At 65.4% G+C, this 25,194-nt stretch carries 25 protein-coding genes, 5 tRNA genes and 1 pseudogene; 10 read left to right on the top strand and 21 right to left on the bottom strand.

Features of this window, described 5'->3' with window-relative positions:
• Positions 1-34: 34 nt before the first annotated feature.
• The 8 genes from QZM35_RS33425 to rph form a co-directional block, all read right to left on the bottom strand.
• The gene (locus QZM35_RS33425; protein ID WP_089424740.1) at positions 35-1,345 is read right to left on the bottom strand and encodes an MFS transporter; all 1,311 of its coding nucleotides are present in this window, start codon (positions 1,343-1,345) and stop codon (positions 35-37) included.
• 293 nt (positions 1,346-1,638) lie between these two features.
• Positions 1,639-2,130: an energy transducer TonB gene (locus QZM35_RS33420; RefSeq protein ID WP_089424741.1), complete on the bottom strand. Its 492-nt coding sequence runs from the start codon at positions 2,128-2,130 to the stop codon at positions 1,639-1,641.
• 350 nt (positions 2,131-2,480) lie between these two features.
• Positions 2,481-2,774 (bottom strand): hypothetical protein, encoded by a 294-nt coding sequence (locus QZM35_RS33415; protein WP_089424742.1) that lies wholly within the window; start codon positions 2,772-2,774, stop codon positions 2,481-2,483.
• A 236-nt stretch (positions 2,775-3,010) separates the two neighbouring features.
• Entirely contained in the window at positions 3,011-3,406 is a 396-nt protein-coding gene (locus tag QZM35_RS33410; protein WP_301777556.1) for a hypothetical protein, read from the bottom strand.
• Between the two features lie 142 nt (positions 3,407-3,548).
• Positions 3,549-3,636 (bottom strand) — tRNA-Ser (locus QZM35_RS33405).
• A gap of 44 nt (positions 3,637-3,680) precedes the next feature.
• Positions 3,681-4,895 (bottom strand): radical SAM family heme chaperone HemW, encoded by a 1,215-nt coding sequence (gene hemW / locus QZM35_RS33400; RefSeq protein ID WP_089424744.1) that lies wholly within the window; start codon positions 4,893-4,895, stop codon positions 3,681-3,683.
• A gap of 34 nt (positions 4,896-4,929) precedes the next feature.
• On the bottom strand, positions 4,930-5,556 hold the full coding sequence (gene rdgB, locus QZM35_RS33395; RefSeq protein WP_301777555.1) for an RdgB/HAM1 family non-canonical purine NTP pyrophosphatase: 627 nt from the start codon (positions 5,554-5,556) through the stop codon (positions 4,930-4,932).
• A 1-nt stretch (position 5,557) separates the two neighbouring features.
• Positions 5,558-6,289, bottom strand: coding sequence for a ribonuclease PH (gene rph, locus QZM35_RS33390; RefSeq protein WP_089430746.1), 732 nt, complete (start codon positions 6,287-6,289; stop codon positions 5,558-5,560).
• A 173-nt stretch (positions 6,290-6,462) separates the two neighbouring features.
• Here rph and QZM35_RS33385 point away from each other — a divergent pair, with 173 nt between their 5' ends.
• The 4 genes from QZM35_RS33385 to QZM35_RS33370 all read left to right on the top strand — a co-directional run bounded on the left by QZM35_RS33385 (position 6,463) and on the right by QZM35_RS33370 (position 10,768).
• Entirely contained in the window at positions 6,463-7,386 is a 924-nt protein-coding gene (locus tag QZM35_RS33385) for a YicC/YloC family endoribonuclease (protein WP_011351283.1), read from the top strand.
• Between the two features lie 6 nt (positions 7,387-7,392).
• A complete protein-coding gene (gmk, locus tag QZM35_RS33380) occupies positions 7,393-8,076 on the top strand; it encodes a guanylate kinase (RefSeq protein ID WP_301777554.1) in 684 nt (227 codons plus the stop codon).
• A 58-nt stretch (positions 8,077-8,134) separates the two neighbouring features.
• Entirely contained in the window at positions 8,135-8,338 is a 204-nt protein-coding gene (rpoZ, locus tag QZM35_RS33375; RefSeq protein WP_006025620.1) for a DNA-directed RNA polymerase subunit omega, read from the top strand.
• Between the two features lie 63 nt (positions 8,339-8,401).
• The gene (locus tag QZM35_RS33370; RefSeq protein WP_089424747.1) at positions 8,402-10,768 is read left to right on the top strand and encodes a bifunctional (p)ppGpp synthetase/guanosine-3',5'-bis(diphosphate) 3'-pyrophosphohydrolase; all 2,367 of its coding nucleotides are present in this window, start codon (positions 8,402-8,404) and stop codon (positions 10,766-10,768) included.
• 205 nt (positions 10,769-10,973) lie between these two features.
• Here QZM35_RS33370 and QZM35_RS33365 read toward each other — a convergent pair.
• The 3 genes from QZM35_RS33365 to QZM35_RS33355 all read right to left on the bottom strand — a co-directional run bounded on the left by QZM35_RS33365 (position 10,974) and on the right by QZM35_RS33355 (position 11,331).
• A tRNA-Arg gene (locus QZM35_RS33365) sits at positions 10,974-11,050 on the bottom strand.
• A gap of 60 nt (positions 11,051-11,110) precedes the next feature.
• Positions 11,111-11,187, bottom strand: a tRNA-Arg gene (locus tag QZM35_RS33360).
• A 67-nt stretch (positions 11,188-11,254) separates the two neighbouring features.
• Positions 11,255-11,331 (bottom strand) — tRNA-Arg (locus QZM35_RS33355).
• Positions 11,332-11,460: 129 nt separating this feature from the next.
• Here QZM35_RS33355 and greB point away from each other — a divergent pair.
• Positions 11,461-12,024: a transcription elongation factor GreB gene (gene greB, locus QZM35_RS33350; RefSeq protein ID WP_089430747.1), complete on the top strand. Its 564-nt coding sequence runs from the start codon at positions 11,461-11,463 to the stop codon at positions 12,022-12,024.
• 82 nt (positions 12,025-12,106) lie between these two features.
• Here the strand turns inward: greB and QZM35_RS33345 are convergent, their stop codons facing one another.
• Positions 12,107-13,258 (bottom strand): porin, encoded by a 1,152-nt coding sequence (locus QZM35_RS33345; RefSeq protein WP_174976115.1) that lies wholly within the window; start codon positions 13,256-13,258, stop codon positions 12,107-12,109.
• 500 nt (positions 13,259-13,758) lie between these two features.
• Complete coding sequence (locus tag QZM35_RS33340) at positions 13,759-14,031, bottom strand: hypothetical protein (RefSeq protein ID WP_089424750.1); 273 nt, start codon at positions 14,029-14,031, stop codon at positions 13,759-13,761.
• Between the two features lie 394 nt (positions 14,032-14,425).
• On the opposite strand from QZM35_RS33340, the gene QZM35_RS33335 reads away from it, so the two are divergent.
• A complete protein-coding gene (locus QZM35_RS33335; RefSeq protein WP_011351289.1) occupies positions 14,426-14,629 on the top strand; it encodes a cold-shock protein in 204 nt (67 codons plus the stop codon).
• A gap of 141 nt (positions 14,630-14,770) precedes the next feature.
• Positions 14,771-15,907, top strand: coding sequence for an exonuclease domain-containing protein (locus QZM35_RS33330; RefSeq protein WP_301777553.1), 1,137 nt, complete (start codon positions 14,771-14,773; stop codon positions 15,905-15,907).
• A gap of 34 nt (positions 15,908-15,941) precedes the next feature.
• Here the strand turns inward: QZM35_RS33330 and QZM35_RS33325 are convergent, their stop codons facing one another.
• Positions 15,942-16,535 (bottom strand): chorismate mutase, encoded by a 594-nt coding sequence (locus QZM35_RS33325; protein ID WP_089424752.1) that lies wholly within the window; start codon positions 16,533-16,535, stop codon positions 15,942-15,944.
• Positions 16,536-16,758: 223 nt separating this feature from the next.
• Entirely contained in the window at positions 16,759-16,863 is a 105-nt protein-coding gene (locus QZM35_RS33320; RefSeq protein WP_162269111.1) for a chorismate mutase, read from the bottom strand.
• Positions 16,864-17,102: 239 nt separating this feature from the next.
• Here QZM35_RS33320 and QZM35_RS33315 point away from each other — a divergent pair, with 239 nt between their 5' ends.
• The 3 genes and pseudogenes from QZM35_RS33315 to QZM35_RS33305 form a co-directional block, all read left to right on the top strand.
• Positions 17,103-17,492, top strand: a complete 390-nt coding sequence (locus QZM35_RS33315) for a DUF2946 domain-containing protein (RefSeq protein WP_301777552.1) — start codon at positions 17,103-17,105, stop codon at positions 17,490-17,492.
• Between the two features lie 124 nt (positions 17,493-17,616).
• Positions 17,617-19,983 (top strand): TonB-dependent receptor, encoded by a 2,367-nt coding sequence (locus QZM35_RS33310; RefSeq protein ID WP_301777551.1) that lies wholly within the window; start codon positions 17,617-17,619, stop codon positions 19,981-19,983.
• A 45-nt stretch (positions 19,984-20,028) separates the two neighbouring features.
• Positions 20,029-20,187, top strand: a pseudogene (locus tag QZM35_RS33305) (TlpA family protein disulfide reductase); the annotation flags it as partial.
• 79 nt (positions 20,188-20,266) lie between these two features.
• Here the strand turns inward: QZM35_RS33305 and QZM35_RS33300 are convergent.
• The 6 genes from QZM35_RS33300 to QZM35_RS33275 all read right to left on the bottom strand — a co-directional run bounded on the left by QZM35_RS33300 (position 20,267) and on the right by QZM35_RS33275 (position 25,165).
• Positions 20,267-20,521: a GlsB/YeaQ/YmgE family stress response membrane protein gene (locus QZM35_RS33300; protein WP_089424754.1), complete on the bottom strand. Its 255-nt coding sequence runs from the start codon at positions 20,519-20,521 to the stop codon at positions 20,267-20,269.
• A gap of 261 nt (positions 20,522-20,782) precedes the next feature.
• A complete protein-coding gene (locus QZM35_RS33295; protein ID WP_301777550.1) occupies positions 20,783-20,995 on the bottom strand; it encodes a hypothetical protein in 213 nt (70 codons plus the stop codon).
• On the bottom strand, positions 20,992-22,725 hold the full coding sequence (locus QZM35_RS33290) for an FAD-dependent oxidoreductase (RefSeq protein WP_089424756.1): 1,734 nt from the start codon (positions 22,723-22,725) through the stop codon (positions 20,992-20,994). Before QZM35_RS33290 ends, QZM35_RS33295 begins: the two co-directional genes overlap by 4 nt.
• A gap of 164 nt (positions 22,726-22,889) precedes the next feature.
• Positions 22,890-23,699, bottom strand: a complete 810-nt coding sequence (locus QZM35_RS33285) for a LuxR C-terminal-related transcriptional regulator (protein WP_301777549.1) — start codon at positions 23,697-23,699, stop codon at positions 22,890-22,892.
• Positions 23,700-23,868: 169 nt separating this feature from the next.
• Positions 23,869-23,944 (bottom strand) — tRNA-Thr (locus tag QZM35_RS33280).
• Between the two features lie 207 nt (positions 23,945-24,151).
• Complete coding sequence (locus QZM35_RS33275; RefSeq protein ID WP_069247404.1) at positions 24,152-25,165, bottom strand: class 1 fructose-bisphosphatase; 1,014 nt, start codon at positions 25,163-25,165, stop codon at positions 24,152-24,154.
• Between the last annotated feature and the right edge of the window lie 29 nt (positions 25,166-25,194).

The raw sequence follows: 25,194 nt of genomic DNA, 5'->3' as shown, positions 1-25,194 counted from the left end.
CCGGCTTGCGCACAACCCGGGTCGCCCCGGAGTTTCAGACGAGCGATGCGTCGCGCGTCTCGCGCATCAGCAGCACGCCGATCAGGCTGATCGCCGCCGCAACCGACACATAACCGCCGACCCACGACAGCCCGCCGCGCGCCGCCAGCAGTTGTGCGATATACGGCGCGATCGACGCGCCGAGGATCCCGCCGAGGTTGTACGCGACGCCCGCGCCCGTGTAGCGGACGTTGGTCGGGAACAGCTCCGGCAGCAGCGCGCCCATCGGCGCGAACGTCACGCCCATCAGGAACAGCTCGATCGTCAGGAACAGCGCGACGAGCGGCATCGAGCCGCTACCGAGCAGCGGCTCCATCGCAAAACCCGACAGCAGCGCGGCGATCGCGCCCACGACGAGCACCGGCTTGCGGCCGAAGCGGTCCGATGCCCACGCGGACAGCGGCGTCGCGAGTCCCATGAACACGACCGCGAAACACAGCAGGCCGAGGAAGCTCTGGCGCGGAATATGCAGCGCCGACACGCCGTACGACAGCGAGAACACCGTCGAGATGTAGAACAGCGTGTAGCAGACGACCATGGCGAGCGCACCGAGCAGCGTCGGCCGCCAGTGTTGCGTGACCAGCGTCGCGACCGGCACGCGCACGCGCTCGTTGCGATCGAGCGCGGCCTGGAACGCGGGTGTTTCGGTGATCTTGAGCCGCACGTACAGGCCGAGCGCGACGAGCACCGCACTGACCAGGAACGGGATGCGCCAGCCCCAGCTGCGGAACTGCTCGTCCGACAGCGACAGCGCGAGCGCGAAGAACAGCCCGTTCGACATCAGGAAGCCGACCGATGGCCCGAGCTGCGGGAACATTCCGAACCAGCCGCGCTTGCCCTGCGGCGCGTGCTCGGTCGCCAGCAGCGCGGCGCCGCCCCATTCGCCGCCGAGGCCGATCCCCTGGCCGAAGCGCAGCACGCACAGCAGCACCGGCGCGAGCGCGCCGATCGCGTCGTAGCCGGGCACGAAGCCGATGGCGGTGGTGGACACGCCCATCACGAGCAGCGATGCGACGAGCGTCGACTTGCGGCCGATGCGGTCGCCGAAGTGCCCGAACAGGAACGAGCCGATCGGGCGAGCGATGAACGCGATGCCGAACGTGACGAAGGCGGACAGCGCCTGTGCGGTCGCGGACCCGTGCGGAAAGAACACCGGGCCGATGACGAGCGCGGCGGCCGTTGCGTACACGTAGAAATCGTAGAACTCGATCGCGGTGCCGATGAAGCTGGCGAACACGATGCGCCGGTGGCTGACGGCGCCGGCCGAACCGGTTGCGTGTGCAACGGTCGGGGGGGATGCGGACATGGATGTCTCCGTTTTGTCGTTGGGGCGGTCGGCTGAGCGTGCGGTCGGGCAGGCGGATGCCTGCCGGGGGCAGCCGAGCGGATGATGCGGTGGCGGCGTGGACGCGCGCCGTGGCGCGGACGTCACCCGCCGGTCGACGATGGAGACGTGTACGTCGCCGCCGCCCGGTGCCGGCGTGGTCGGCTCGCATGCCGGGTGGGGCGCACGAACGCGCGCGCGGCGTGATGGCCGCGCGATTGCGGAAAATTATAGCCAGCGCCGCCGTGCACCGGCAATCGCGGGGCGGCGACCGCTCAGTCGATCGATTGCGCCTGCGCCGACGCGGTGCTTTGCAACTGGAAGTGGCCGTCGTCGTTGAAGAGCCAGCCTTCCATCAGTTCGAGCCGGCCGTTGCCGTCGAGCAGTCGCGACGGCGGCGGCGGCAGCGGCGCCGAGCGGCGCAGCGACGCGAGCGCGAGTGCTTCCGCTTCGCTGTCGCCGTTGCTGCGATAGACGGACGCGTTGACGAGCCGGCCGCTGCCATCGACGGTGAAGGCCACGACGACGAGCGAGCGGAGCATGGCCTGAGGTATGCCGTGCAGCATGCCGGACGGATTGCGTTCGGCGACACGGTGCGCGACTTCGACGCGGTACTGGTCGAGGTTGCCGCTGCGGGTGATCGACGGAATCGTCAGGATCGAGTGCAGCGACGGAGGCGGCGTGATCGTGCACGCCGCGAGCATGGCGACGACGGCCAGCGCAACTGCACGCGGCCGGTTGACATGCAAACGGGGAAGGGGGCGCATGGGAGGCTAGCCGGAAGTGACTATAAAAAAATGATAGGCGCACGGACGCGAGCCGATATCGGGAGAAACGCATAACGGGCGATGCCGGATGATGCGAGCGCTGATGACGAGAAGGCGTGTGCTTGCGCAGCGCGATGTGACGTGACGTGACGTGACGTGACATGTGACAGTACGCTCGCGTGGCTGCCGCACGCGTGCATCGCGGCGTGCGTGTTGCAAGGTTGAAAGAAACACGAGGAACGCGACTGGCACGCCGGCGCGTGGCGAGGGTCCGGCGCGAGCGCAGCGGGTCGCTGCAGGCAGCACCACGGGCGCGCCCGCGCCATTTTCGGCGATGCGTGCGGCCCGGTTCAGAAGCCGTGCGTGACGAGTGACAGGATCGACAGGTCGGGGTGCGTGCCGTCGATGATGCTCTTGCCGATGTGCACGGCTTCGTGGACGGCTTCATCGAGGCTCGCGAAGCTTTCCTCGCCGTCCGCATGGAAGGGCACCGCGTGGCCGGGCAAGGCGGGATTCGCGCCAGGATGGCACACGTAGCCGGTGTAGGTGTAGCGCGTGTCGTTGCCGGGCGCGACGGCCGGCACGACATGGATCTCGAAGCCTTCGTAATCGACGTGTTCCGCCGGTGTCGACAGTTCGGTCATGGCGATCTCCGTGTACCGCACGCAGGGGTGGCGCGCGCGGCATCGAGTACGCGGCGGCGGTCGTGTCGCCGTGTTGATCGAATTCTAGGTGATCGAGCGGCCGGCCGGGAGGGGGGCTTCCGGCGCGTTGCGATGTAATGGCGTGCCGCTGCCGGTGCCCGCCGCTCAGGTGGCGCGCGACGGCCGGCGCGAACGCCCGTGCCGTTTCGGCGGACGGGCTCGTGCGCGGCGCCGCATCATTGCTTGCAGCGCGCGTCCTTGCGCTGCACGACGATGATGACCGGGTATTTCTGGCCGTGATCGAGCTCCACGCGCGCCACGACGGTCAGTGTTGCCGGATCGGAATCGTCGTACACGCTGACCTGCTCGTTCCGGAGGTAGGTCACGCCGGTGCAGTTCGACGTGCGTCCATCGTCACCCACCTTGCACTGGAGGTCGTTGTCCTTCACGTAGTTGTAGGGCGACGGGCTCGCGAGGTATTCGTTCAGGCCGCGCGGCGAGCCGCCGACACCCGTCACGTAGGCGATCGCGCACGACGCTTGCGCGTCGCTGCCGGCGGCGGAGTCGGCCGTCGCCGGCGTGCTGACGGCAACCAGCAGTGCAGCGAGCGACGAGACGATGAAGGGCTTCATGACGTGGGTTTCCCGTTTCGCGAATCGGAGCGCCGGATTGTAACGGCATCCGGCGTGACGCGTCGGAACGTGAGGGAAGGGCGTGCGCGGACCAACAAAAAACCCCGTCATTCGGTGAATGGACGGGGTTTGGCGAACTTCCTGGCGGAAGCGGTGAGATTCGAACTCACGGACAGTTTCCCGTCGCCGGTTTTCAAGACCGGTGCCTTAAACCGCTCGGCCACGCTTCCACACGAGGCGGCATTGTAACCGAAATGCCGCGTGGTTCATCCCCTCAATCGTCACGCAGGAACAATTCCTGCAGGTCGTTGAGGAAACGCTGGCCCAGCGGCGTCGGCGCGATCTGCGCGAAATCGCGCGCGATCAGCCCGCGCCGTTCCGCTTCCTGCAGCGCCGGCTCGATCGTGCTCATCGGCAGGCCCGTGCGTTCGGCGAAGCTGTGCACGGGGAAGCCCTCGACGAGCCGCAGCGTGTTCAGCATGAACTCGAACGGCAGGTCGCGCGCGCCGACTTCACGCTCTTCCTGCACGGCCGTGCCGGCCATCGCCTGCTCGATGAAGGTCGCCGGGTGCTTGTAGCGTGCCTGCCGCAGGATCCGGTTCGGGAACGACAGCTTCGTGTGTGCGCCCGCACCGATCCCGAGATAGTCGCCGAAGCGCCAGTAGTTCAGGTTGTGCTTGCACTGATGATTCGGCTTCGCATACGCGGACACTTCGTAGCGCCCGTAACCGGCCTCGGCCGTGCGCGCGTGGATCCACTCTTGCATGTCGGCCGACGCGTCGTCGTCGGGCACGACCGGCGGGAATTTCGCGAACAGCGTATTCGGCTCGAGCGTCAGGTGATACAGCGACAGATGCGGCGGTGCGTACGACAGCGCGGTCTCGATGTCGGTGCGGCATTCGTCGAGCGTCTGGTTCGGCAGCGCGAACATCAGGTCGAGGTTGAAGTTGTCGAAGTGCTTCGCGGCGATCTCGACCGCGGCGCGTGCCTGCGTGGTGTCGTGAATCCGGCCGAGCGCCTTCAGGTGCGCTTCGTTGAAGCTCTGGATGCCGACCGACAGGCGGTTCACGCCGCTCGCGCGGAACTGCGCGAACTTCGCGGCCTCGAACGTGCCCGGATTCGCCTCGAGCGTGATCTCGGCATCGGCGTCGAGCGGCAGCAGCGCACGCACGTCGGACAGCATCCGGTCGAGGCCGGCCGCCGACAGCAGGCTCGGCGTGCCGCCGCCGATGAATACCGTATGCACCTGGCGACCCCACACGAGCGGCAGCGCCTGCTCGAGATCGGCGCGCAGCGCGTCGAGATACTCGGTTTCCGGAAACCGTTCGCCCTTCCACTCGTGCGAATTGAAATCGCAGTACGGGCACTTGCGCACGCACCACGGGAAATGCACGTACAGCGCGAGCGGCGGCAGCGACGTGAGCCGCACCTGGCCGGGCGACGTGAAGGTCGCGACGACGCGCGCGCCGGTTTCCGCGGCCTGGCTCATGCGACCTCCGCTGGCGAACGGGTATCGGGCGTGCTCATGCTTCCTCCGCGAGCCGCGCCAGCAGCGCCTTCAGCGCCAGCGCGCGATGGCTGTGCGTGTTCTTCACGGCCGGCTCGAGTTCGGCGGCCGTCGCGCCGAGCGACGGCAGGTAGAAATACGGGTCGTAGCCGAATCCGTGCTCGCCGCGCGGCGTGTCGACGATCTCGCCCGCCCAGCGTCCTTCGGCGAACAGCGGCTCGGGGTCGTCCGCATGGCGCACGAGAGCGAGCACGCAGCAATAGTATGCGCGCCGGTCGTCGACGCCGCGCAGTTGCTCGACGAGATATGCATTGTTTGCCGAGTCGCCCTTGTCACGGCCCGCGCGCTGCGCGTAGCGTGCCGAATAGACGCCCGGCGCGCCGCGCAGCACGCGCACGCACAGGCCCGAATCGTCGGCGATCGCCGGCAGCCCGGTGAGCCGCGACGCGTGGCGTGCCTTCGTCAGCGCATTCTCGATGAAGGTGCCGAACGGCTCTTCCGCCTCAGGCACGGCAAGGTCGCCCTGCGGGACGATCTCGATGCCGACCGTCGAGAACAGCGCGGTGAATTCGCGCAGCTTGCCGGCGTTGTTCGACGCCAGAACGATGCGCGACAGCGGCGCGGTGGTGTGGTCGTCCGGCATGTCAGGCGCCCAGCACGTCTTTCTGAAGCTGCACGAGCTCGGCGATCCCGCCTTGCGCGAGGTCGAGCAGCGCGTTCATCTCGGCGCGCGAGAACGGCACGCCTTCGGCCGTGCCCTGGACTTCGACGAAACCGCCGGCGCCCGTCATCACGACGTTCATGTCGGTGTCGCACTGCGAATCTTCCGCATAATCGAGGTCGAGCACGGGCGCGCCCTGGTACACGCCGACCGAGATCGCGGCGACGTGGTCGGTGATCGGCGAGCGCGTGAGCTTGCCTGCCGCGATCAGCTTCGACACGGCGTCATGCGCGGCGACGAACGCGCCGGTGATGCTCGCCGTGCGCGTGCCGCCGTCGGCCTGGATCACGTCACAGTCGATGTGGATCGTGCGCGGGCCGAGCGCTTCGAGGTCGAACACCGCGCGCAGCGCGCGGCCGATCAGGCGCTGAATTTCCTGCGTGCGGCCGGTCTGCTTGCCGCGGGCGGCTTCGCGGTCGCTGCGCGTATGCGTCGCGCGCGGCAGCATCCCGTATTCGGCGGTCAGCCAGCCTTGCCCGCGGTCGCGCAGGAAGTCGGGCACGCGCTCGGAGACGCTCGCGGTGCAGAGCACCTTGGTGTCGCCGAATTCGACCAGCACCGAGCCTTCGGCATGTTTCGTGTAGTGGCGGGTCAGGGCGACCTGGCGCAGTGCGTCGGCGCGGCGGCCGCTCGGGCGGGAAACGGAAGACGTCATGTGGGAATCGCGGAACGAGAGGAAACCCCGATTTTAGCGCCGAACGGCGGGCGTGCCCGGCGGGGTGGTCCGCAAAAATGGGATAATGCGCGCTTCCCGCCCCGCGCTTTCCGATGCGCCGGGCGCCTCGACATTTCCCCGCCCGCGAGGGCACCCAGACGGCGAGACGAACCATGATCTACAGCATGACGGGCTACGCGAGCGCGACGCGCGAACTCGCGACGGCCACCGGCAACGGCGGCACCAGCGTGTCGGTCGAACTGCGCACCGTGAACTCGCGCTTCCTCGACCTGAATTTCCGGATGCCGGACGACGTGCGCGCGTGCGAACCCGCGCTGCGCGAAATGCTGATGAACAAGCTGTCGCGCGGCAAGGTCGATATCCGCATCAACCTGCAGCGCGGCGAGCAGAGCATCGGCGCGGGCGCGCTGAACCAGTCGGCGCTCGGCCAGCTCGCCGAACTCGAGCGCTCGGTACTCGACTCGTTCCCGGGCGTCGGCCGCCTGCGCGCGGGCGAGATCCTGCGCTGGCCCGGCGTGATCGCCGAGAGCGGCGTGTCGGCTGACGCGATCCGCGAGGCGGTGCTCGCGTGCGGCAAGGAAGCGATCGGCGAGCTCGTCGTCGTGCGTTCGCGCGAAGGCGCGCAACTGGCGACGATGCTGCTGTCGAACGTCACCGAGATGGAAGCGATCGTCGCCCGCATCACGCCGCTCGTGCCGGAGCTGATCGCGAAGCACCAGCAGAAGATCGTCGAACGGCTGCAGGAGGCGCTCGGCATCGCGGCGCCCGAAGGCAGCTCGACGATCGTCACGCGCGAGGAAGCCGCGGAGCGCATTCGTCAGGAAGTGACGATGTACGGGATCCGGATCGACATCGCGGAAGAGCTGTCGCGACTCACCGCGCACCTGAACGAAACGCGCCATGTGATCGAGAAGGGCGGCCGCGTCGGCAAGCGTCTCGACTTCATGATGCAGGAACTGAATCGCGAAGCGAACACGCTCGGCTCGAAGGCGGCGGCGAAGGAACTCGCCGACGCATCGATGGCGCTCAAGCTGCTGATCGAGCAGATGCGCGAGCAAGTGCAAAACCTGGAGTAAAGCAACATGACGGAATCTACCCGCGACGCGCACGCGTCGCATTCGCTGCACGGCGGCGTCTATCCCGGCAACCTGTTCATGGTCGTCGCGCCGTCGGGCGCCGGCAAGTCGACGCTCGTGAATGCGCTGCTGTCGAAGGACAGCGACATCTGCCTGTCGATCTCGTACACGACCCGCAAGCCGCGCCCGGGCGAGCAGGACGGCCAGCACTATCACTTCACGACGGTCGAGGATTTCCGCGCGCGTCACGCGGCGCACGAATTCCTCGAGAGCGCGGAAGTGCACGGCAACTACTACGGCACGTCGCGCGTGTGGATCGAAGAGCAGATGAAGAACGGCCACGACGTGCTGCTCGAGATCGACTGGCAAGGCGCGCTGCAGGTGAAGAAGCAGTTCCGCAACGCGGTCGGCATCTTCGTCCTGCCGCCGTCGCTCGACGCGCTCGAGGAGCGCCTGAAGAAGCGCGGCCAGGACGAGCCGAAAGTGATCACGCGCCGCCTGCTGGCCGCCGGCAGCGAGATCGCGCACGCGCCCGAAGCGGAATACGTGGTGATCAACGAGAACTTCGAGCGTGCGCTCGCGGAGCTCGAATGCATCGTCGCGGCCACGCGCCTGCGCTTTGCTTCGCAGTACGCGCGACACACGGAGCTGTTCATCGAGCTCGGCATCCATCTGCCCCACGCGGAATGACGCGGGGGACGAGGGACATAAGGTAGAATAAGGACTATATTCAGAAGGAATTACCAACATGGCTCGCATTACCGTCGAAGACTGCCTGAAGCAAATCCCGAACCGCTTCGAACTGGCGCTCGCCGCCACCTATCGCGCGCGGCAGCTCGCGCAAGGCCATACGCCGAAGATCGAAAGCCGCGACAAGCCGACCGTCGTCGCGCTGCGCGAAATCGCTGCCGGCCAGGTCGGCGTCGAGATGCTGAAGAAGGTGCCGGTGTAACGCGCATCCGGCCCGTTCCAGCCATGTAATCCACGCGCGCAACGACTCGACCTGGAGGCGAATATGAGCACCACCCCATCGTCCGCCTCCGCGGATTCGACCACCGAAGCCACGGCCCAGTCGCCTGCGCGCCAGTACATCGACGCGGTCCTCGAACAGTCCTTCCGGCATCTGTTCGGGCCGACCGCCACACCGGAGCAGCCTCGCAAGCACGGCGTCGTTTCGATCGCGAAACTGACGGGCGTGCTTGCCGAGTATCTTCCTCCGGAAGAAATCAAAGAGGTCAAGGCGGCGTTCCACTTCAGTGACGAAGCCCACCTCGGTCAATATCGCCAGAGCGGCGAACCCTACATCACCCATCCCGTCGCCGTCGCGGAAATCTGCGCCGGCTGGAAGCTCGACGCGCAAGCCGTCATGGCCGCGCTGCTGCATGACGTGATGGAAGACCAGGGCGTGACCAAGAGCGAGCTGGCCGAGCGGTTCGGCCCGAAGGTCGCCGAACTGGTCGATGGCCTGTCGAAGCTCGACAAGATGGAATTCCGCAGCCGCGAGGAAGCGCAGGCGGAAAACTTCCGCAAGATGCTGCTCGCGATGGCACGCGACGTGCGCGTGATTCTCGTCAAGCTCGCCGACCGCCTGCACAACATGCGCACGCTCGGCGCGGTGCCGATGGAGAAGCGCCGCCGCGTCGCGCGGGAAACGCTCGACATCTACGCGCCGATCGCGCACCGCCTCGGGTTGAACAACACGTATCGCGAGCTGCAGGACATGAGCTTCGCGAATTTCAACCCGCATCGCTACGCGACGCTCGAGAAGGCCGTGAAGGCCGCGCGCGGCAACCGCCGCGAAGTGATCAGCAAGATCCTCGAAGCCGCGCAGCGCGCGATGGCCGATGCGAAGATCGACGCCGAGATCACCGGCCGCGAAAAGACCATCTACAGCGTGTACCGCAAGATGCGCGACAAGCAGCTGTCGTTCTCGCAGGTGCTCGACGTGTACGGCTTTCGCGTCGTCGTCGACAGCCCGCTCGACTGCTACACGTGCATCGGCGCGCTGCACGCGCTGTACAAGCCCGTGCCCGGCAAGTTCAAGGACTACATCGCGATCCCGAAGATCAACGGCTATCAGTCGCTGCACACCACGCTGGTCGGCCCGTTCGGCGCGCCAATCGAGTTCCAGGTGCGCACGCGCAAGATGCACGAGATCGCCGAGGCGGGGGTCGCCGCGCACTGGCTGTACAAGAACGGCAGCGCGGATCTCAGCGACGTGCAGAAGCGCGCGCACCAGTGGCTGAAGTCGCTGCTCGACATCCAGAGCGAAGCCGGCGATTCGAGCGAATTCCTCGAGCACGTGAAGATCGACCTGTTCCCGGATGCGGTCTACGTGTTCACGCCGAAGTCGAAGATCATGGCGCTGCCGCGCGGCGCGACGGCACTCGATTTCGCGTATTCGATCCACAGCGATCTCGGCAACCAGTGCGTGGCCGTGAAGATCAACAACGAGCTGCTGCCGCTGCGCACCGAGCTGAAGAGCGGCGACATCGTCGAGGTGATCACGGCGCCGTATTCGAAGCCGAACCCTGCGTGGCTCGGTTTCGTGCGTACCGGCAAGGCGCGCTCGGCGATCCGGCACTACCTGAAGACGATGCGCCTGAACGAATCGGTGCAGCTGGGCGAGCGGCTGGTCGACCAGAGCCTGAAGGGCTATGGTCTCGCGCTGGCCGATGTCGAGCCGGAAGTGTGGGAGAAGCTCGTGCAGTGGACGGGCAACAAGAGCCGTCAGGAAATCTTCGCGGACATCGGCCTCGGCCGCCGCGTGGCCGCGGTGATGGCCAAGCGCATCGAGGTGCTGATGAGCGGCCGCGATGCGGACGACGATCTGCCGAAGTCCGAGCGGCATCCCGCGCACCACGCGCCGCCGGTCGTGATCACCGGCACCGAAGGGATGTCCGTGCAGTTGTCCGCATGCTGCCGGCCGATTCCGGGCGACGCGATCATGGGTTACATCGGCATCGGCCTGGGGATGGCGATTCATACGACCGATTGCCGCGTGGCGCAGCGTATCCATCGCCGCGATCCGGGCCGCTGGATCGACGTCGAATGGGCGCCGCAGCCGGGCCGCCTGTTCGACGTCGCGGTGAAGGCGCTTGTGAAGAACACGAAGGGCATCTTTGCGCGGGTTGCGGCTGACATCACGTCGGCCGACGCGAACATCGTGCATATCGCGATGGACGAGGATCTGACGCACGAATCGACGGTGCTGCGCTTCGTGATCCAGGTCAGCGACCGCGTGCATCTCGCGAACGTGATGCGGCGCGTGCGAACCAATCCGGACGTGATGCGGATCATGCGCGAGCGTTCGACCGACGACGGTGCGCATGCGCGCCACGACGGCGGCATGCGCATCGAGCGCGAGCGTCAGGATTACTGACGCGGCCCGTGTGGGCGAGCGATCGACGGCGGCCAATGGCCGCCGTTTTCATTTGTGCTGCCGGAGAGGCGAACGTGCGGCGTGGTCGACGTTCTTCCGAAAAGGGGCGTTACGCGACCGTACGTTGCCGTGCGTTGAGCAAGGGAAGGAAGGGGGGGGGGCGGAAAAGAAAAAAGGGCTTTCCCGGAGGAAAGCCCTTTTAAGGTGGCGCGGCTGGCAGGATTCGAACCCACGACCCCTTGGTTCGTAGCCAAGTACTCTATCCAACTGAGCTACAGCCGCACGCAAAACGGTACTGCTTAACTGTCGGAACCTTCTGCGATGGGAAGGTTCCCAAAAAAGTGGCGCGGCTGGCAGGATTCGAACCCACGACCCCTTGGTTCGTAGCCAAGTACTCTATCCAACTGAGCTACAGCCGCACGCAACAACAAGACTTCTACTGCTTTGAACTGAAAGGGCCTTCGGTTGGGAAGGCCCTCGAAAAAGTGGCGCGGCTGGCAGGATTCGAACCCACGACCCCTTGGTTCGTAGCCAAGTACTCTATCCAACTGAGCTACAGCCGCACGCAGAAGCGGAAGTATAGCAGGGTTGTATAAAAAGGGAAGCCTTATTCGCAAATTAGGTGCCATGACCTTGCCGGGGCGCCCTTCGTGTACCCTTGGAGCATCAGTCATCCATGTTGAATCTGCATCATGAACAAGGCGTTTGTCAAAGAGTCGGACGGTGACGACGACGATCTCGACCAGGCCCAGCCCGCGATTCCGGCGGGCGCGAAGAACTACATCACGCCGGCCGGCCACAAGCGGCTGAGGGACGAGCTGCTGAGCCTGATCGACGTCGAGCGTCCCGAGGTCGTGCGGCTCGTGTCCTGGGCCGCGTCGAATGGCGACCGGTCGGAGAATGGCGACTACATCTACGGCAAGCGGCGGCTTCGCGAGATCGATCGCCGCATCCGCTTCCTGACGAAGCGGCTCGATCTGGCCGAAGTCGTCGATGCGAGCCGGCAGGAGAATGTCGATCAGGTGTTTTTCGGTGCAACGGTCGATTACGAGACACCGGACGGCGAGGATCACACGATCACGATCGTCGGGATCGACGAGGTCGATCTCGATCGCGGCTGCGTCAGCTGGATTTCGCCGGTCGCGCGCGCACTGATCAAGGCGAAGATCGGCGATACCGTCATGCTGATGACGCCCGCTGGCCCGCAGCCGATCGACGTGCTCGACGTCCGTTACCCGGCGCCGGGCAACGCCTGAGCGGCGCACGGCGCAACCCGGCAAAGAAAAAGCGCCCCGATGGGGCGCTTCGTCATCCGGCGTGCGGCGGAATGCCGGTCGCTCAGAAGCGATGACGCAGGCCTGCCGTGACCGCGATCTGCTTGTTGGTCGATGAAGCACCACCGAGGCCATTGACATAGGCGCCGATGCCCAGGCCGTCCGTGCTGACGCGCTGATAAACGCCTTGCACGTACACGTCGGTCCGCTTGGACAGTGCATAGTCGGTCTGCAGGTTGAACTGGTTCCAGCCCGGATGACGGCCGTCCAGGAAGCCGGCGGTGTACGTGTACGACCCGGCCAGCGACAAGGCCGGCGTGAGCGCGTAGCGGGCGTTTACTTCGTAGTTGTTGAAGCGGGCAAACGTGCCGTCGAGACCCAGCCCGTTCGACACGCCCGAGGCACCCGCGGAGATGCCGAGCGCCCGGTTCACGCGCGATTGCGTGAACACGAAGCCGGCCGTTGCCGGTCCGAATGTGTAGTTCAGGCCGCCGCCGAACACGCGCTGACGCTTGCCGACGAACGTATTGTCGCCTGCCACCGCGCCGCCGCTGTTGGTGACCGCCGCCGACGTGAGGCCCGAGATGTCATTGTTCAACTGCAGGTAACCGGCGCCGATATTGAAGCCGGCATAGGTGTACGACACGCCCGCGCTGTATGCGCGATTGTTCGAGAACTGGTTGCTGTTCGAGAAACCGTACAACGCGCCGAACTTCAGACCGCCGAAATTGACGCTCGTGTACTTGACGGCGTTATTGATCCGGAACGAATTGTTCAGGTTGTCGTTATCGAACGGGTGGGCAAACTGGGTGCCGCCGAATTGCGTACCGGTCAGCGACAGCGGCCCGATGTAGTCGACGACGCTGTCGTACTGGCGACCGAGGGTGACGGCGCCGAACTGGTCATGAGACAGGCCGACGAACGCCTGGCGGCCGAATTCGCGGCCATTCTGGCCGAGCGTGCCGTTGGCGATGTTGAAGCCGTTTTCCAACACGAAGATTGCTTTCAGTCCGCCACCGAGATCTTCCGTGCCGCGCAGGCCCCAGCGGCTGCCGTTGATCTGGCCGCTGCGTTCCGACCATGAGCTGTGGCCACCCTGGTTGTTCGTATAGGTGATGCCTGCGTCGATCAGGCCATAGAGCGTCACGCTGCTTTGGGCGTGAGCTGCCGTCACGAATACACCCGACAACGCGGTGACGATCAGGGTTTTTTTCATGGATCTGTCTCCAAACAGGATGATGTCGATCGAACCTGCTGCGGACTGGCATGTTGTGCTTGACGTTGCGGCCGGTCCGGCAGAGCGGCGGTGCGCTTATCAAAAAGCCATCTGCAGTGTACGGAGTGCGTGGAGTGGGGGAAGAATGCGCTTTAAGCAATAGTATATTTTGGAATCCGCAAAGATCGGCAATGTGGCGCAAACGGTTGCCCATCAAGGGTTTGTGGCGGTGCAGCGAAGAAAAATGGCGATCAGGACTACGGAACGGGCGTTGCGCGATCGCGACAGGCGGTCAGCAGGAGGCGGGGATGGCCATCATCCGATTATTGACACATCGGCAATAGAGGTTTGTGTGGAGCATGGCTAATGAAAGGTTGTTCTCTCGCTATACTGCGATCTCTGCTTTCCGAAGCAGACTTTTTCGTTGACGGAAAAGATCTCCAAACCTTTGTCGGCGCGACTTCCCAGTCGCGCTTTTTTTTGCCCCGTTGATTCGCGCGCTATTGCGCGAACGAGCGCCGCTTGCGCTTGGCCGCGGGTGCGGCCTCCTTGGATTCGTTGGGGGGCGGCGTGTATGTCCAGTCTTCCATCACGTAGTGACGGGCATCGAGGGGCGACGAGAGCAGGTTCTGCCAGTGATCGCCGTGCCAGGTCGTATCGAATTCGGTGTCGCACGGCGCTTCGCGCGAGGACACTGACTCGGCCAGGGCGCGGGACTTGCGGTGTACGCGTCCGAGCCGGCTCGCGAAGCGCTTGATTCCGTCCAGCCACATGACCTTCTCCTTCCTTCCGACGTTAAGTGAGCATCGCAATGTCCTCGGGTTTCCGCAACCCGGAAAAAACCCGAGGAATTTACCGAGCCGATTTGTCCCCGGTAGGATTTTCTCGCACAAGATTATTAATGCTCCGATCCCGGTAAGGTTGACAGGTTTTTGATGCGAATCAATTAATCAAAGGCGCCGGTGTACCGATTCCAGTGGTATTAGCTCTTTTTTGATAAAACGATCGTCAAAAATTTCCTTGACGCACCCGGATTGTCCAATTTATAAAGTCAGCACTCCGTCCTCGGGCGGCGTGCTGGTGTGGGTGCTGGCGCAATGTTTCGGGATTTCGGGAAACGGCTATAAAAATAGCTTTTTTGGATCTAATCGAGTGGGGAACGAAGACATGGATACCGGTATCGTGAAATGGTTTAACGATGCTAAAGGTTTCGGCTTTATTACGTCGGACAATGGCGGTGAAGATTTGTTTGCACACTTTTCCGAAATCAAGATGGACGGCTTCAAGACGCTGAAGGAAAACCAGCGTGTTTCGTTCGACGTGAAAGTCGGGCCGAAAGGCAAGCAGGCAGCGAATATCCAGGCGGTCTGACGCGCCACGCATTGCCGATCACGTCCGGCCCCCGCATTGCGGGGGCTTTTTGTTTTGCGGGGGCGGAACATTCCGGTTCGGGCTGGCCGCGAACCCGAATGCCGGTGCATACTCACGGAAGCATCGTTTCCCAGTCTTTTCATGTCCGATTCCCCCCGTCCGTCCGATCCCGCCAGCGAACAGCCGCTCGTTTTCGTCGACCTTGAAACCACTGGTGGCTCGCCCGCCGAACACCGCATCACCGAGATCGGCGTGGTCGAAATCGGCCCGTTCGGCGTGTCGACGTGGACGACGCTCGTCGATCCGGGGCAGCCGATTCCGCCGTTCATCCAGCAACTGACGGGCATTTCGGACGAGATGGTGCGCGATGCGCCGTCATTTGCGTCGCTGGCGCCGGCGTTGTTCGAGCGGCTCGACGGCAAGCTTTTCGTCGCGCACAACGCGAACTTCGACCGCGGCTTCCTGCGGGCCGAATTCGAGCGCGCCGGCTTCGCGTTCAATCCCGATGTGCTGTGTACGGTGCGGCTGTCGAAGGCGCTGTTTCCGCGTGAGTCGCGGCACGGCCTCGACGCGTTGATCGAGCGCCACGGCCTCGTGCCGGCTGCCCGCCATCGGGCGCTGGCGGATGCCGACCTGCTGTGGCAGTTCTGGCGCCTGTTGCACGATATCGTGCCGCTCGAGCGGCTGCGTGACCAGATCGCGCGCACGACGCGCCACTTCCGTCTGGGCGGCGACCTGACCGAAGCCTGGCTCGATACCGCGCCGCCCGGCTGCGGTGCGTACGCACTGTTCGGGGAGGAGGATGTGCCGCTGTATGTTGGCCGCAGCGTGCGTGTGCGGCAGCGGCTGCGTGCGCTACTGATGGGCGAGCGCCGTTCGTCGAAGGAAATGCGACTGGCGCAGCAGGTGCGGCGCGTCGAATGGCGCGAGACCGGCAACGAGTTGGGGGCGATGCTGGCCGAAGCGCAATGGATTGCCCGGCTGCGGCCGTCATACAACCGGCGCCTCGCGGCCGACGCCCGTGCCGGCGCTGCGCCGTGGCCGTTCGAAGGTGCGGTCGCATTCGAGGCGAGCGGCGAGAGCAGCCTGTTTCACGTGATCGACGGCTGGCGCTATCTCGGCGCGGCGGAGTCGCTCGACGCGGCCGCACAACTCGCGGCCGACGGGACGGACGGTGCGTTCGAACCCTTTACCCACCGTCTGCTGCAGACGCATCTCGCACGCGGCTTGCAGCTGATTCCGCTCGCCGCGCTCATGCCTGCGGGGCAGGCGGGTTAATCAGGCGCGGTCGCGCGACCCGCGCCCGCTGTCGTCAGCCGATCGCGCTTGCGCCGCCGGCCGAGCAGACGTGCGACAGCGCGGTGTCGAGTGCCTGCGTTTGCGTCGCGTCGTAGCGCGTGAGCGACTTCCAGTTGGCGATGCTGCGCGCGAGCCGCGCCTGGCAATCAGGCGCATCCCGCAGCGGTGCAACCTGCGCGAGCCCCGCGAGCATTTTCTGCGTCAGCCGGTCGAGCGCCGGGCGCGTGCTGGTCGCGAGATCGGGCGGCGTGCCTTCCGGCGGCCGCGTCGCGCGCCAGGTCGCGAACAGCGCATTCTGCACATCCTTGCTCGCGGTGATCTGATCCTCGAAGAACGTCCGTGCGAACGCGGGATCGACACCGGCCTGTGCCGCGCGCCTCTCGACTGACACGAGCAGTTCCGCTTCGCGCGGCCGGTCCTCGATTGCCTTGTGATTCGCCCATTTCCATCGGGCGACCGGTTCGGCGAGCGCGAGGCGCTGCGACGCGAGCGCGACGATATTGGTGAGGGCCGTGTCGTCACCGTCTGCATTGGCGATGCGCGGGGACGAGAAGAGGGCGACGCCGAGCGCGGCGACAGCGAGGCTGGCACGAATGGCTTGCTTCATCGGAACGATCAGGAGAGCCGGACGGGCCGGAAGTGGAAAACCAGAAGGATAGACGAAGACAGTCGCGCGGCGTAGCGCAGCGACCGGAGAATCAGCAGGCGAGCTGATCCGGCACCGTCAGGCTGTTGCGGCCCGGGTGCGAGGCGAATTGCGCGCGATGCGCAGTGATGTACCGCACGATAGCGATGATCGACACGTGGCGGTTACAGAACCGGACAGGCGTTCACTTCGGCGAGTACAGCTTGTGCTGCTCGTCGAAGAATGCCCGCACGTGGTCGGGCAATTCGGCGAGGAATTCCACGCCGACGGGTTCCGGATCCGGGCTCATCACTTGCTCCGGCGGTGGCATGCGGGTTGGTCTTTCGTCCATGGTCATTTCTCCAGCAGGTTCGATGATTATCAACCTCGTGCTTGGATTTATGCCAGTGGCGAATCGTTAGATTTTGTCTCTGTTGTATTAACGGCACATGCGCTCTGGCGCGTGCTGCGATGCCGACTACTGCATCGTGCGGAATCGGCGGCAATCGGGCCGCTTGTTATACTTGCGCGCACTTTTTCTGGACCGCGATGAAACGAACGACGCGATGGATCGGCCTCGTATGGCTGGCGCTGGTACTGAACGTACTGTCGCCCGTCATTGGCTATGCGCGTCTTGCGTCGAGCGGCTCCGGTCAGCTCACGCTCGAGTTGTGCAGTGCAGCGGGCGCCCGCCAGATCGTGCTCGCGCAGGCGGGCGGCGATCACGACACGTCGTCGTTCGACCATGCCGGCGTGCCGCACTGCGTGTACTGCCCCGGCTTCGCGGCGAACGTGGCGCTCGGGTCGAGCCTGCCCGCCCTGCCGGGCTTCGTGCGGACGTTCGCCTATCGCGCGGCCGCGCTCGCCATTCCCGATCTTCCCCGCCAGGGCATCCGTCTCGCGCAGCCTCGCGCCCCGCCTGAAAACGCTCCGATCTGATTGATGTCGTCCGCGCGCCCCGGTGGCGCGCGTGCCGTCCGCGGCCGGGCCGCGTGCCGCGCCGTCCGGGCGCGGCGCGCGCTCGTGTCCGGCGGCGTCCGATCACGTTTTCAGGAATTCACTCATGTCCTCTCCCTTCGCCGCGCGGCCGTCGCGCGGCCGGCTCGCGCTCGCATGCGCGGTCGCTTTCACGTGGCCTGCCGCCCATGCGGCCTCGACCGACGCTGCACGCGGCGCTGCCGCGCGCGGTGGCGTGGAGCGTGCCGCCGATGCCGCCGCTCCCGCTTCGGCCGTCGCAATCGCGCCGCCGGCGCCGGCGGCCGGCGAAACGCTGAGCGCCGTCAGCGTGACCGCGCAGCGGCAACCGGTCGATCCGGATACCCCGGCCGTCGTCACGTCGATCACGCGCGAGCAGATCGAGTCGCACACCAACGTCACCACCGAGGACGCGCTGAAGTACGCGCCGAACCTGATGGTCCGCAAGCGCTATATCGGCGACCGCAACAGCGTGTTCGCAGGCCGCGACTTCAACGAACTGCAGAGCGCGCGCGGGCTCGTCTACGCCGACGGCGTGCTGCTGTCGAACCTGCTCGGCTCGAGCTACGCGTATCCGCCGCGGTGGTCGCTGATTCCGCCGGACGATATCGCGCGCGTCGACGTGCTCTATGGCCCCTTTTTAGCGCTGTATCCGGGCAACTCGATCGGCTCGACCGTGCTGCTCACGACGCGCCGCCCGGAAAAGCTCGAGGCGTCGCTGTCGACGCAGTTCTTCACGCAGCGCTATCACGACGGCTACGGATTCGCGGACAGTTTCGGCGGCAATCACCAGACCGCACGGATCGCGAACCGGGTCGGCCGGTTCTGGTTCGCGCTGTCGCTCGACCGGCTCGAGAACAACGGCCAGCCGATGCAGTATGCGAGCCCCAATTCGGCATACAACCCGAAGCTCGGCGCCGCCGTGCCCGTGACGGGCGCCGCGACCGACATCGGGCCCAATGGCAAGCCGCGGACGATCGTCGGCGCGCAGACGATCGAGCGGACCGAGCAGCTCAACGAGACGGTGCGGATGGGCTATGCGTTCACCGATCACGTCGATGCAACGCTCACGCTCGGACATTGGGAGAACCATTACCGGCAGCACGGCGAAACCTTCCTGCGCGATGCGGCCGGCAATCCAGTCTACGGCGGCAACGTGTCGATCGGCGGCCGGAACATGACCGTCGCGCCGAACGCGTTCGCGCCGCAGCGCGGCGACCAGGAGAACTGGCTGTATGCGCTCGGCCTGAATGGCCGGCTCGATTCCGGCTGGCGCCTGTCGGGCGTCGTGTCCGCGTACGACGTGTCGCGCGACGTGCAACGCTCGGCGTCGACCGTGCAGGGCGGCGCAGGCACGCTGTTCCAGGGCGACGGCACCGGCTGGCGCACGCTCGACCTGAAGGCCGAGGCGCCGGAAGTGAAGGGCCACACGTTCACGTTCGGCTATCACTACGACAATTACTTCCTGCGCAACGTCACGTACAACACGGCCGACTGGCTGGCAGGGCCGACCACGTCGCTGTCGAGCGTCTATCGCGGCGACACGCGCACGCAGGCGCTGTTCGGGCAGGACGCGTGGCGCTTCGCGCCGGGCTGGCTCGCGACGCTGGGGCTGCGCTACGAGCGCTGGGATGCGTACGGCGGTGCGCTCGGCAATGCAACGGGCACGCTCGGCTATGCGGACCACAGCGCGAATGCGCTGTCGCCGAAGGTCGCGTTGCAATGGGATGCGACCGACGTCTGGCGCTTCCGGCTGTCGTTCGCGACCGGCACGCGTTTCCCGACGGTCGGCGAACTGTTCCAGGGCACGATCTCGAACAACACGATCGTCAACAACAACCCGAGCCTGCGGCCGGAAAAGGCGATCGACTGGGACTTCACGGCCGAACGCGACGTCGGTGTCGGCGTCGTGCGTGCCAGCGTGTTCCAGAGCGACCTGCGCGATTCGATCTACAGCCAGACGACGGTGTCGGGCGCGACGACGGTGACCAACATCTCGAACGTCGATCGCGTGCGCGTGCGCGGCGTCGAGCTCGCGTTCAGCGGCGAGAACGTCGGTTTGAAGGGGCTCGCGATCGACGCGAACGTGTCGGCGAGCAATGCACAGATCCTCGCCGATGCCGCGAATCCCGCGTATGTCGGCTCGCGCTTTCCGCGGATTCCGCGCATGCGTGCGAACCTGCTCGCGTCGTATCGCTTCGACGAGCACTGGCTCGCGAGCATTGGCGTGCGCTACTCGGGCCGCCAGTTCAACACGCTCGACAACAGCGACGTGAACCCGGACGTCTACGGCGGCACGAGCGCGTTCACGGTCGTCGACCTGAGGGCGCGCTACCGCGTCGACCGTCACTGGACTGCGTCGCTCGGCATCGACAACCTGACGGACCGCCGCTATTACGTGTTCCACCCGTATCCGGGCCGTACTTTCTATGGAGAACTGAAATGGTCGATGTGAGATCGCTCGCGGCAGGCGGCGCGCTGCGGTGCGCGTTGCCGTCGCCAGCCGATGCCCGAGCGTTTGCGCGCGGCGCTCGATGCGGGATGGAGAGGGGAGATGCCGCGCACCGTGTGGATCGGGCGCGATGATGCACGCGAAGCGCGCAGTGGACTGCTGACGGCCGACATACTCGACGGCTGGTTGCGGCGCGCGAAGTGCTGAACGGGCCGGCGGCGCGCGGCGAGCGTGCCGCGCGCCGGCCTGATGCGAAAACGCGCCCGAAGGCGCGTGGAGAGAAGCGTCAGGCCGCTCGCTTGAATAGCCGGATCACGAACAGCAGGATCACCGCACCGACGACCGCGACGATCACCGAACCGATGAAGCCGCTGCCGACGCTGAGGCCGAGTATCCCGGCGAGCCAGCCGCCGATCACCGCGCCGACGATCCCGACGATGATGTCGACGATCAGCCCGAAGCCGCCGCCCTTGACGAGCAAGCCGGCAAGCCAGCCGGCGATCGCGCCGATGATGAGCCACATTATCAAGCCATGAGTCATGGTTGTCCTCTCCTTGAGTGGTGTCGAAAGACCGGACGTCGGCTGTGCGCCGCAAGCTGAATGAAGGCGGCATCGCGACCCGCCGCGCCGCCCACGCAATGTAACGCGATAGACGGGTCGGAATCGTTAAGTAATGTTATGCACCCTTAACGGGATTTTCCAGGGAATTTGTCTACCTACGGCATGGCTCGCGCACGGGCAATACGCGACGAAATGAATTTGTAAGAAAAGACCGCCGGTGAAGCCGGTCGGCCATCGGCGTCATCGTTCGCGCATCGATGCCTGCATGCCCGTGTCGGGCAATCCGTCGCCTGCGTCGGCGATCAGCCGTGCGACGGTCGCGGGTTCGCCGATCGCTTCTATCGACAGCAGCGCGAAGCGGGCGAGAAAGAGCGACGCATCGGCTTCACCGATTCGCGTCATCGTGCGGCACAGGTCGGTGTAGAGCGTGTCGCGTTCGGTGTCCGTCATCATGCGGTCTCCTGAGGATCGGTTGATGCGCCCGGGCGAAGTGCGCGTTCGAGCGCGGCGGTTACGTCGCTCGCGCGAGCATCGTGCCAGCGGCCGAGTACGTGACCGTCCGGACGCACGAGATAGACGGTGCCGTCGCGCGCGCCGTACCTGTCGAACAGTCGGCCGTCGTCGTCATGGCCGCCGCAGGCCGGTTGCCGCGGCGCCGCATATCGCGCGAGCGTGACGAGCGCGAACGGTATCCGCGCTGCCTGCAGACGCTGTTCAAGCTCGGCGAGCGTCGGATCGGGTACGCCGTCGGACGTGAAGCAGAACGCGGTGAAGCGCGGGGCGACGAGGTCGGTCAGGTGGCCGCGGCGCATGCCGCCGCCGTGCGCCGTGTACCGCATCAGCGGACATTCGGCGAGCACCGTGCCGGGCGCAGGGCCGGCCGAAAACGTGTCGCGTTCGGCTGCGTTGAGCGACGACGTCGCATACGCGATGGCGGTCGTCTGGCGCGGATTGATCAGCGAGCGCAGTGCCGGATGCCGGACCGCGAGCGACAGCACGGCCTTGCGCATCAGGTCGAACGCAAACGACGGCGGCGCCATGAACTCGGTGCTCTTCGTGCCGTAGCGCAGGTTCTCGTGCGTCGCGAACACGCGTTCGTCCGAGTAGTTGTCGAGCAGCGTGTCCGATGCGAGCCCGCGAGTCACGTACGCGAGTTTCCATGCAAGGTTGTCGGCATCGTCGATGCCCGAATTCGCACCGCGCACGCCGAAGATCGGCACGAGATGCGCGGCGTCGCCGCAGAACAGCACGCGGCCGTGCCGATAGCGTTCGAGCGTCAGCGCATTCGCCTTGTAGATCGTGATCCAGATCGGCGACCAGTCGCCGTGCTCGCCCATCATGTCGAGCAGGTTCTGCACGCGGGGGATCACGTTCTCCGGTTTGATGGCCGCTTCGGGATCCTCATCGTCACGCAACTGGTAGTCGATTCGCCACACGTTGTCGGGCTGCTTGTGGACGAGTACCGTCGAGCCCGGGTTTGACGACGGATCGAAGTATGCGAGCCGTTCGGTCGGCCGGTCGCTGTCGAGCGCGATGTCGACGATCACGTAGCGGCCCTCGTAGCTCGTGCCCTGCAGCGACAGGCCGAGCGCTTCGCGCATCGTGCTGCGACCGCCGTCGCACGCGACGACCCAGTCGGCGTCGAGTGCGTAGCCGCCGAGCGGTGTGTCGACGTCCAGGCGCACGCCGTCCGGTTGCCGGGTCACGCCGGTGACTTTCGCTTGCCAGCGGATCTCGATGAGTTCGGGGCGGCGCAGTGCGGCGTCGAGCAGGAATTGCTCGATGTGATACTGCGCGAGATTGATCATCGGCGGCAGCTTCTGGTTTTCGTCCTGCGGCATCGTGAAATGCAGCACTTCGTCGCGACGGTAGAAGCTGCGTCCGCCGGTCCACGGCAACCCCGTGCGCAGGAAGTCGTCGAGCGCACCGAGCCGCTCGATGATCTCGAGGCTGCGCCGCGAGATGCAGATCGCGCGGCTGCCGTGGCAGACCGCATCGTCGGCCTCGATCAGCACGCTGCGGATGCCGTGGTTCGCCAGACCGAGCGCGACGGCGAGGCCGACGGGGCCGCCGCCGACGATCGCTACGCGATGCCGGTGTGGATCGATACCGTCGTCGCAGGCCGGCAGATGCGCGGGATGGCGCTCGGCGACGAACGGGTAGGGCTTGAAGTCGATATCCATCGTTGGCTTCCGGGGGAGGGCAGTTCGACGTGCACGCGCGCCGGGGCAACGCGTGCAGGCAGTCGAAGCAGTATGGAAGCCGGGCGGAAGTCCGCTGTCCCCATTCCGGGTACAGCAAGCCGACCGGGATTTACCCCGATTCGGTCATCGCAGGCCGGTTCGGTTCAGGGCTGCAGGCAGAGTGCGAACAACTCGCGCTGGCTCGAGATGCCCAGGCGCCGGTAGGCGCGTTTCTGGTACGTGACGACGCTCGACGCCTTCACGCCGATCGTCTCGCCGATCTCTTGTGCGGTCTGGCCTTCGAGCACACCGCGCAGCACGTCGAGTTCACGCTTGGACAGCGCCGGGCAGGCGCTGCGCAGCCGCGCGAGCATCCGTTGCGGGATCCCGATCTGCGCGGCACCGGCGAGCGCGTAGTGATGCTTCGCGGCCTGCGCGATCAGCGGCGCGAGCACTTCGATCTCCGCGATCTCGCGCGGCTGGAACGCGCCGCTGCGATGCGCGCGGTACAAATTGATCGACAGCCAGCTCGCATCGTTGGGCTGCATCAGCAACGACAGCCGGTCGGACACGTCGGGGCCGCGGTAGCAGGCCGCTCGATACGCTTCATGATCGATCTCGTCGCCGGCCTGCTGGTGCAGCAGCAGGTCGTGGCGGCGCGTGCCGCCAGGTGCGCTCGACACGATCGTCTGGTTGCCGTCGAGCGCGTAGAAGTGTCGCGCGTAGGTGTCGGCGACGTCGCGCAGGTAGCGGCCGCCGCGATGGTCGGCGACGGATAGCGTGCGCGGACGGTTGCCGAACTCGTATGCGAAGATCGTGCATTGCGTGACCGACAGCGCATCGTCGAACAGCTTCAGCACTTCGGCTGCGAATGCGTTGGGCTCGTTGCCGCCGATCGCGGCGACAAGGCGCGTCGCACGTGACACGTCCAGTTGCCCGGTGAGGTTCGGTCGCTCGAGACGCCAGGTGCGCATGATGCTCGGAAAGGGCGGAGAGGTCCGGCGATTGTAATCGGCGGCGGGCGGCGCGGGAGTCGGGTGATGCCCGCAAGCGAAGCGGACGCGGGGGAAGAAGGGCAGCGCACGATTGGGCGCTTGAATGAGAAAAGGGCTGACAAGCATTGCTTGTCAGCCCTTTATAACTTGGTGCCGGAGATAGGAGTCGAACCTACGACCTTCGCATTACGAATGCGCTGCTCTACCAACTGAGCTACACCGGCATCAGAGAAACGAAATTATAAGGTGAAATCTGAGACCTTGGCAATAGGTTTTGCGAAATTTTTTCAGCTTGCTGCTGCTGTTTCGCGAAACTCATCGATTCGGCAAACTTCCCGCTTCGTTTCACTGCGATGCGACCCGTTGGGGTCACATCGAGAGCCGCGATTCTACGTACGTCGCGCGACACTGTCTAGTGCTGCAGTGCAAATTTATTGCTTTTCCTGATGGTAGCCCGTCACGCGCTCGACTTCGTTCTTCGAACCGAGGAACACCGGGACGCGCTGATGCAGGCCCGTCGGCTGCACTTCCATGATGCGCTGCGTGCCCGTCGTCGCGGCGCCGCCCGCCTGTTCGACGATGAACGACATCGGGTTCGCTTCGTACATCAGGCGCAGCTTGCCCGGACGATCGGGCGTGCGCTTGTCGGCCGGGTACATGAAGATGCCGCCGCGGTTCAGGATCCGGTGCACGTCGGCCACCATCGATGCGATCCAGCGCATGTTGAAGTTGTCGCCACGCGGGCCGTCCTTGCCGGCGTTCAGTTCGTCGACGTAGCGCTTGACCGGGTCGTACCAGTGGCGCGCATTCGATGCGTTGATCGCGTATTCGCGCGTCTCTTCGGGAATCTGCATGTTGCTCTGCGTGAGCACCCACGAGCCGACTTCGCGGTCGAGCGTGAAGCAGTTCACGCCGTTGCCAGTCGTCAGCACGAACACCGTCTGCGGGCCGTACACCGCGTAACCGGCCGCGACCTGCTCCGTGCCGGGCTGCAGGAACGATTCCTCGGTGGCCTGCTTGCCGTCCGGGCAGCGCAGCACCGAGAAGATCGTGCCGATCGACACGTTCACGTCGATGTTCGACGAGCCGTCGAGCGGATCGAACACGAGCAGGTATTCGCCGCGCGGGTAGTTCGCCGGGATCGGGAAGAACGTTTCCATTTCTTCCGATGCCATCGCGGCGAGGTTGCCGCCCCATTCGTTCGCGTCGAGCAGGATTTCGTTCGACAGGATGTCGAGCTTCTTCTGCACTTCGCCCTGGACGTTCTCGCTGCCGGCGGTGCCGAGCGCTTCGCCGAGCGCGCCCTTCGACACGTTGTAGCTGATCGCCTTGCACGCGCGTGCGACGACTTCGATCAGCAGGCGCAGGTCGGCGGGGAGGTTGTTGGTCTCACGTTGCTGTTCGATCAGGAACTTCGACAGTGTGGTGCGGCGGGCAATGGACATGACAGACTCCAGAAGGCCAAAAGAATCCT

The organism is Burkholderia sp. AU45274 (assembly GCF_030482505.1).
GTDB lineage: Bacteria > Pseudomonadota > Gammaproteobacteria > Burkholderiales > Burkholderiaceae > Burkholderia.
Note: the sequence above shows the minus strand (reverse complement) of the source record. Positions and strands in the feature narration are given on the sequence as shown.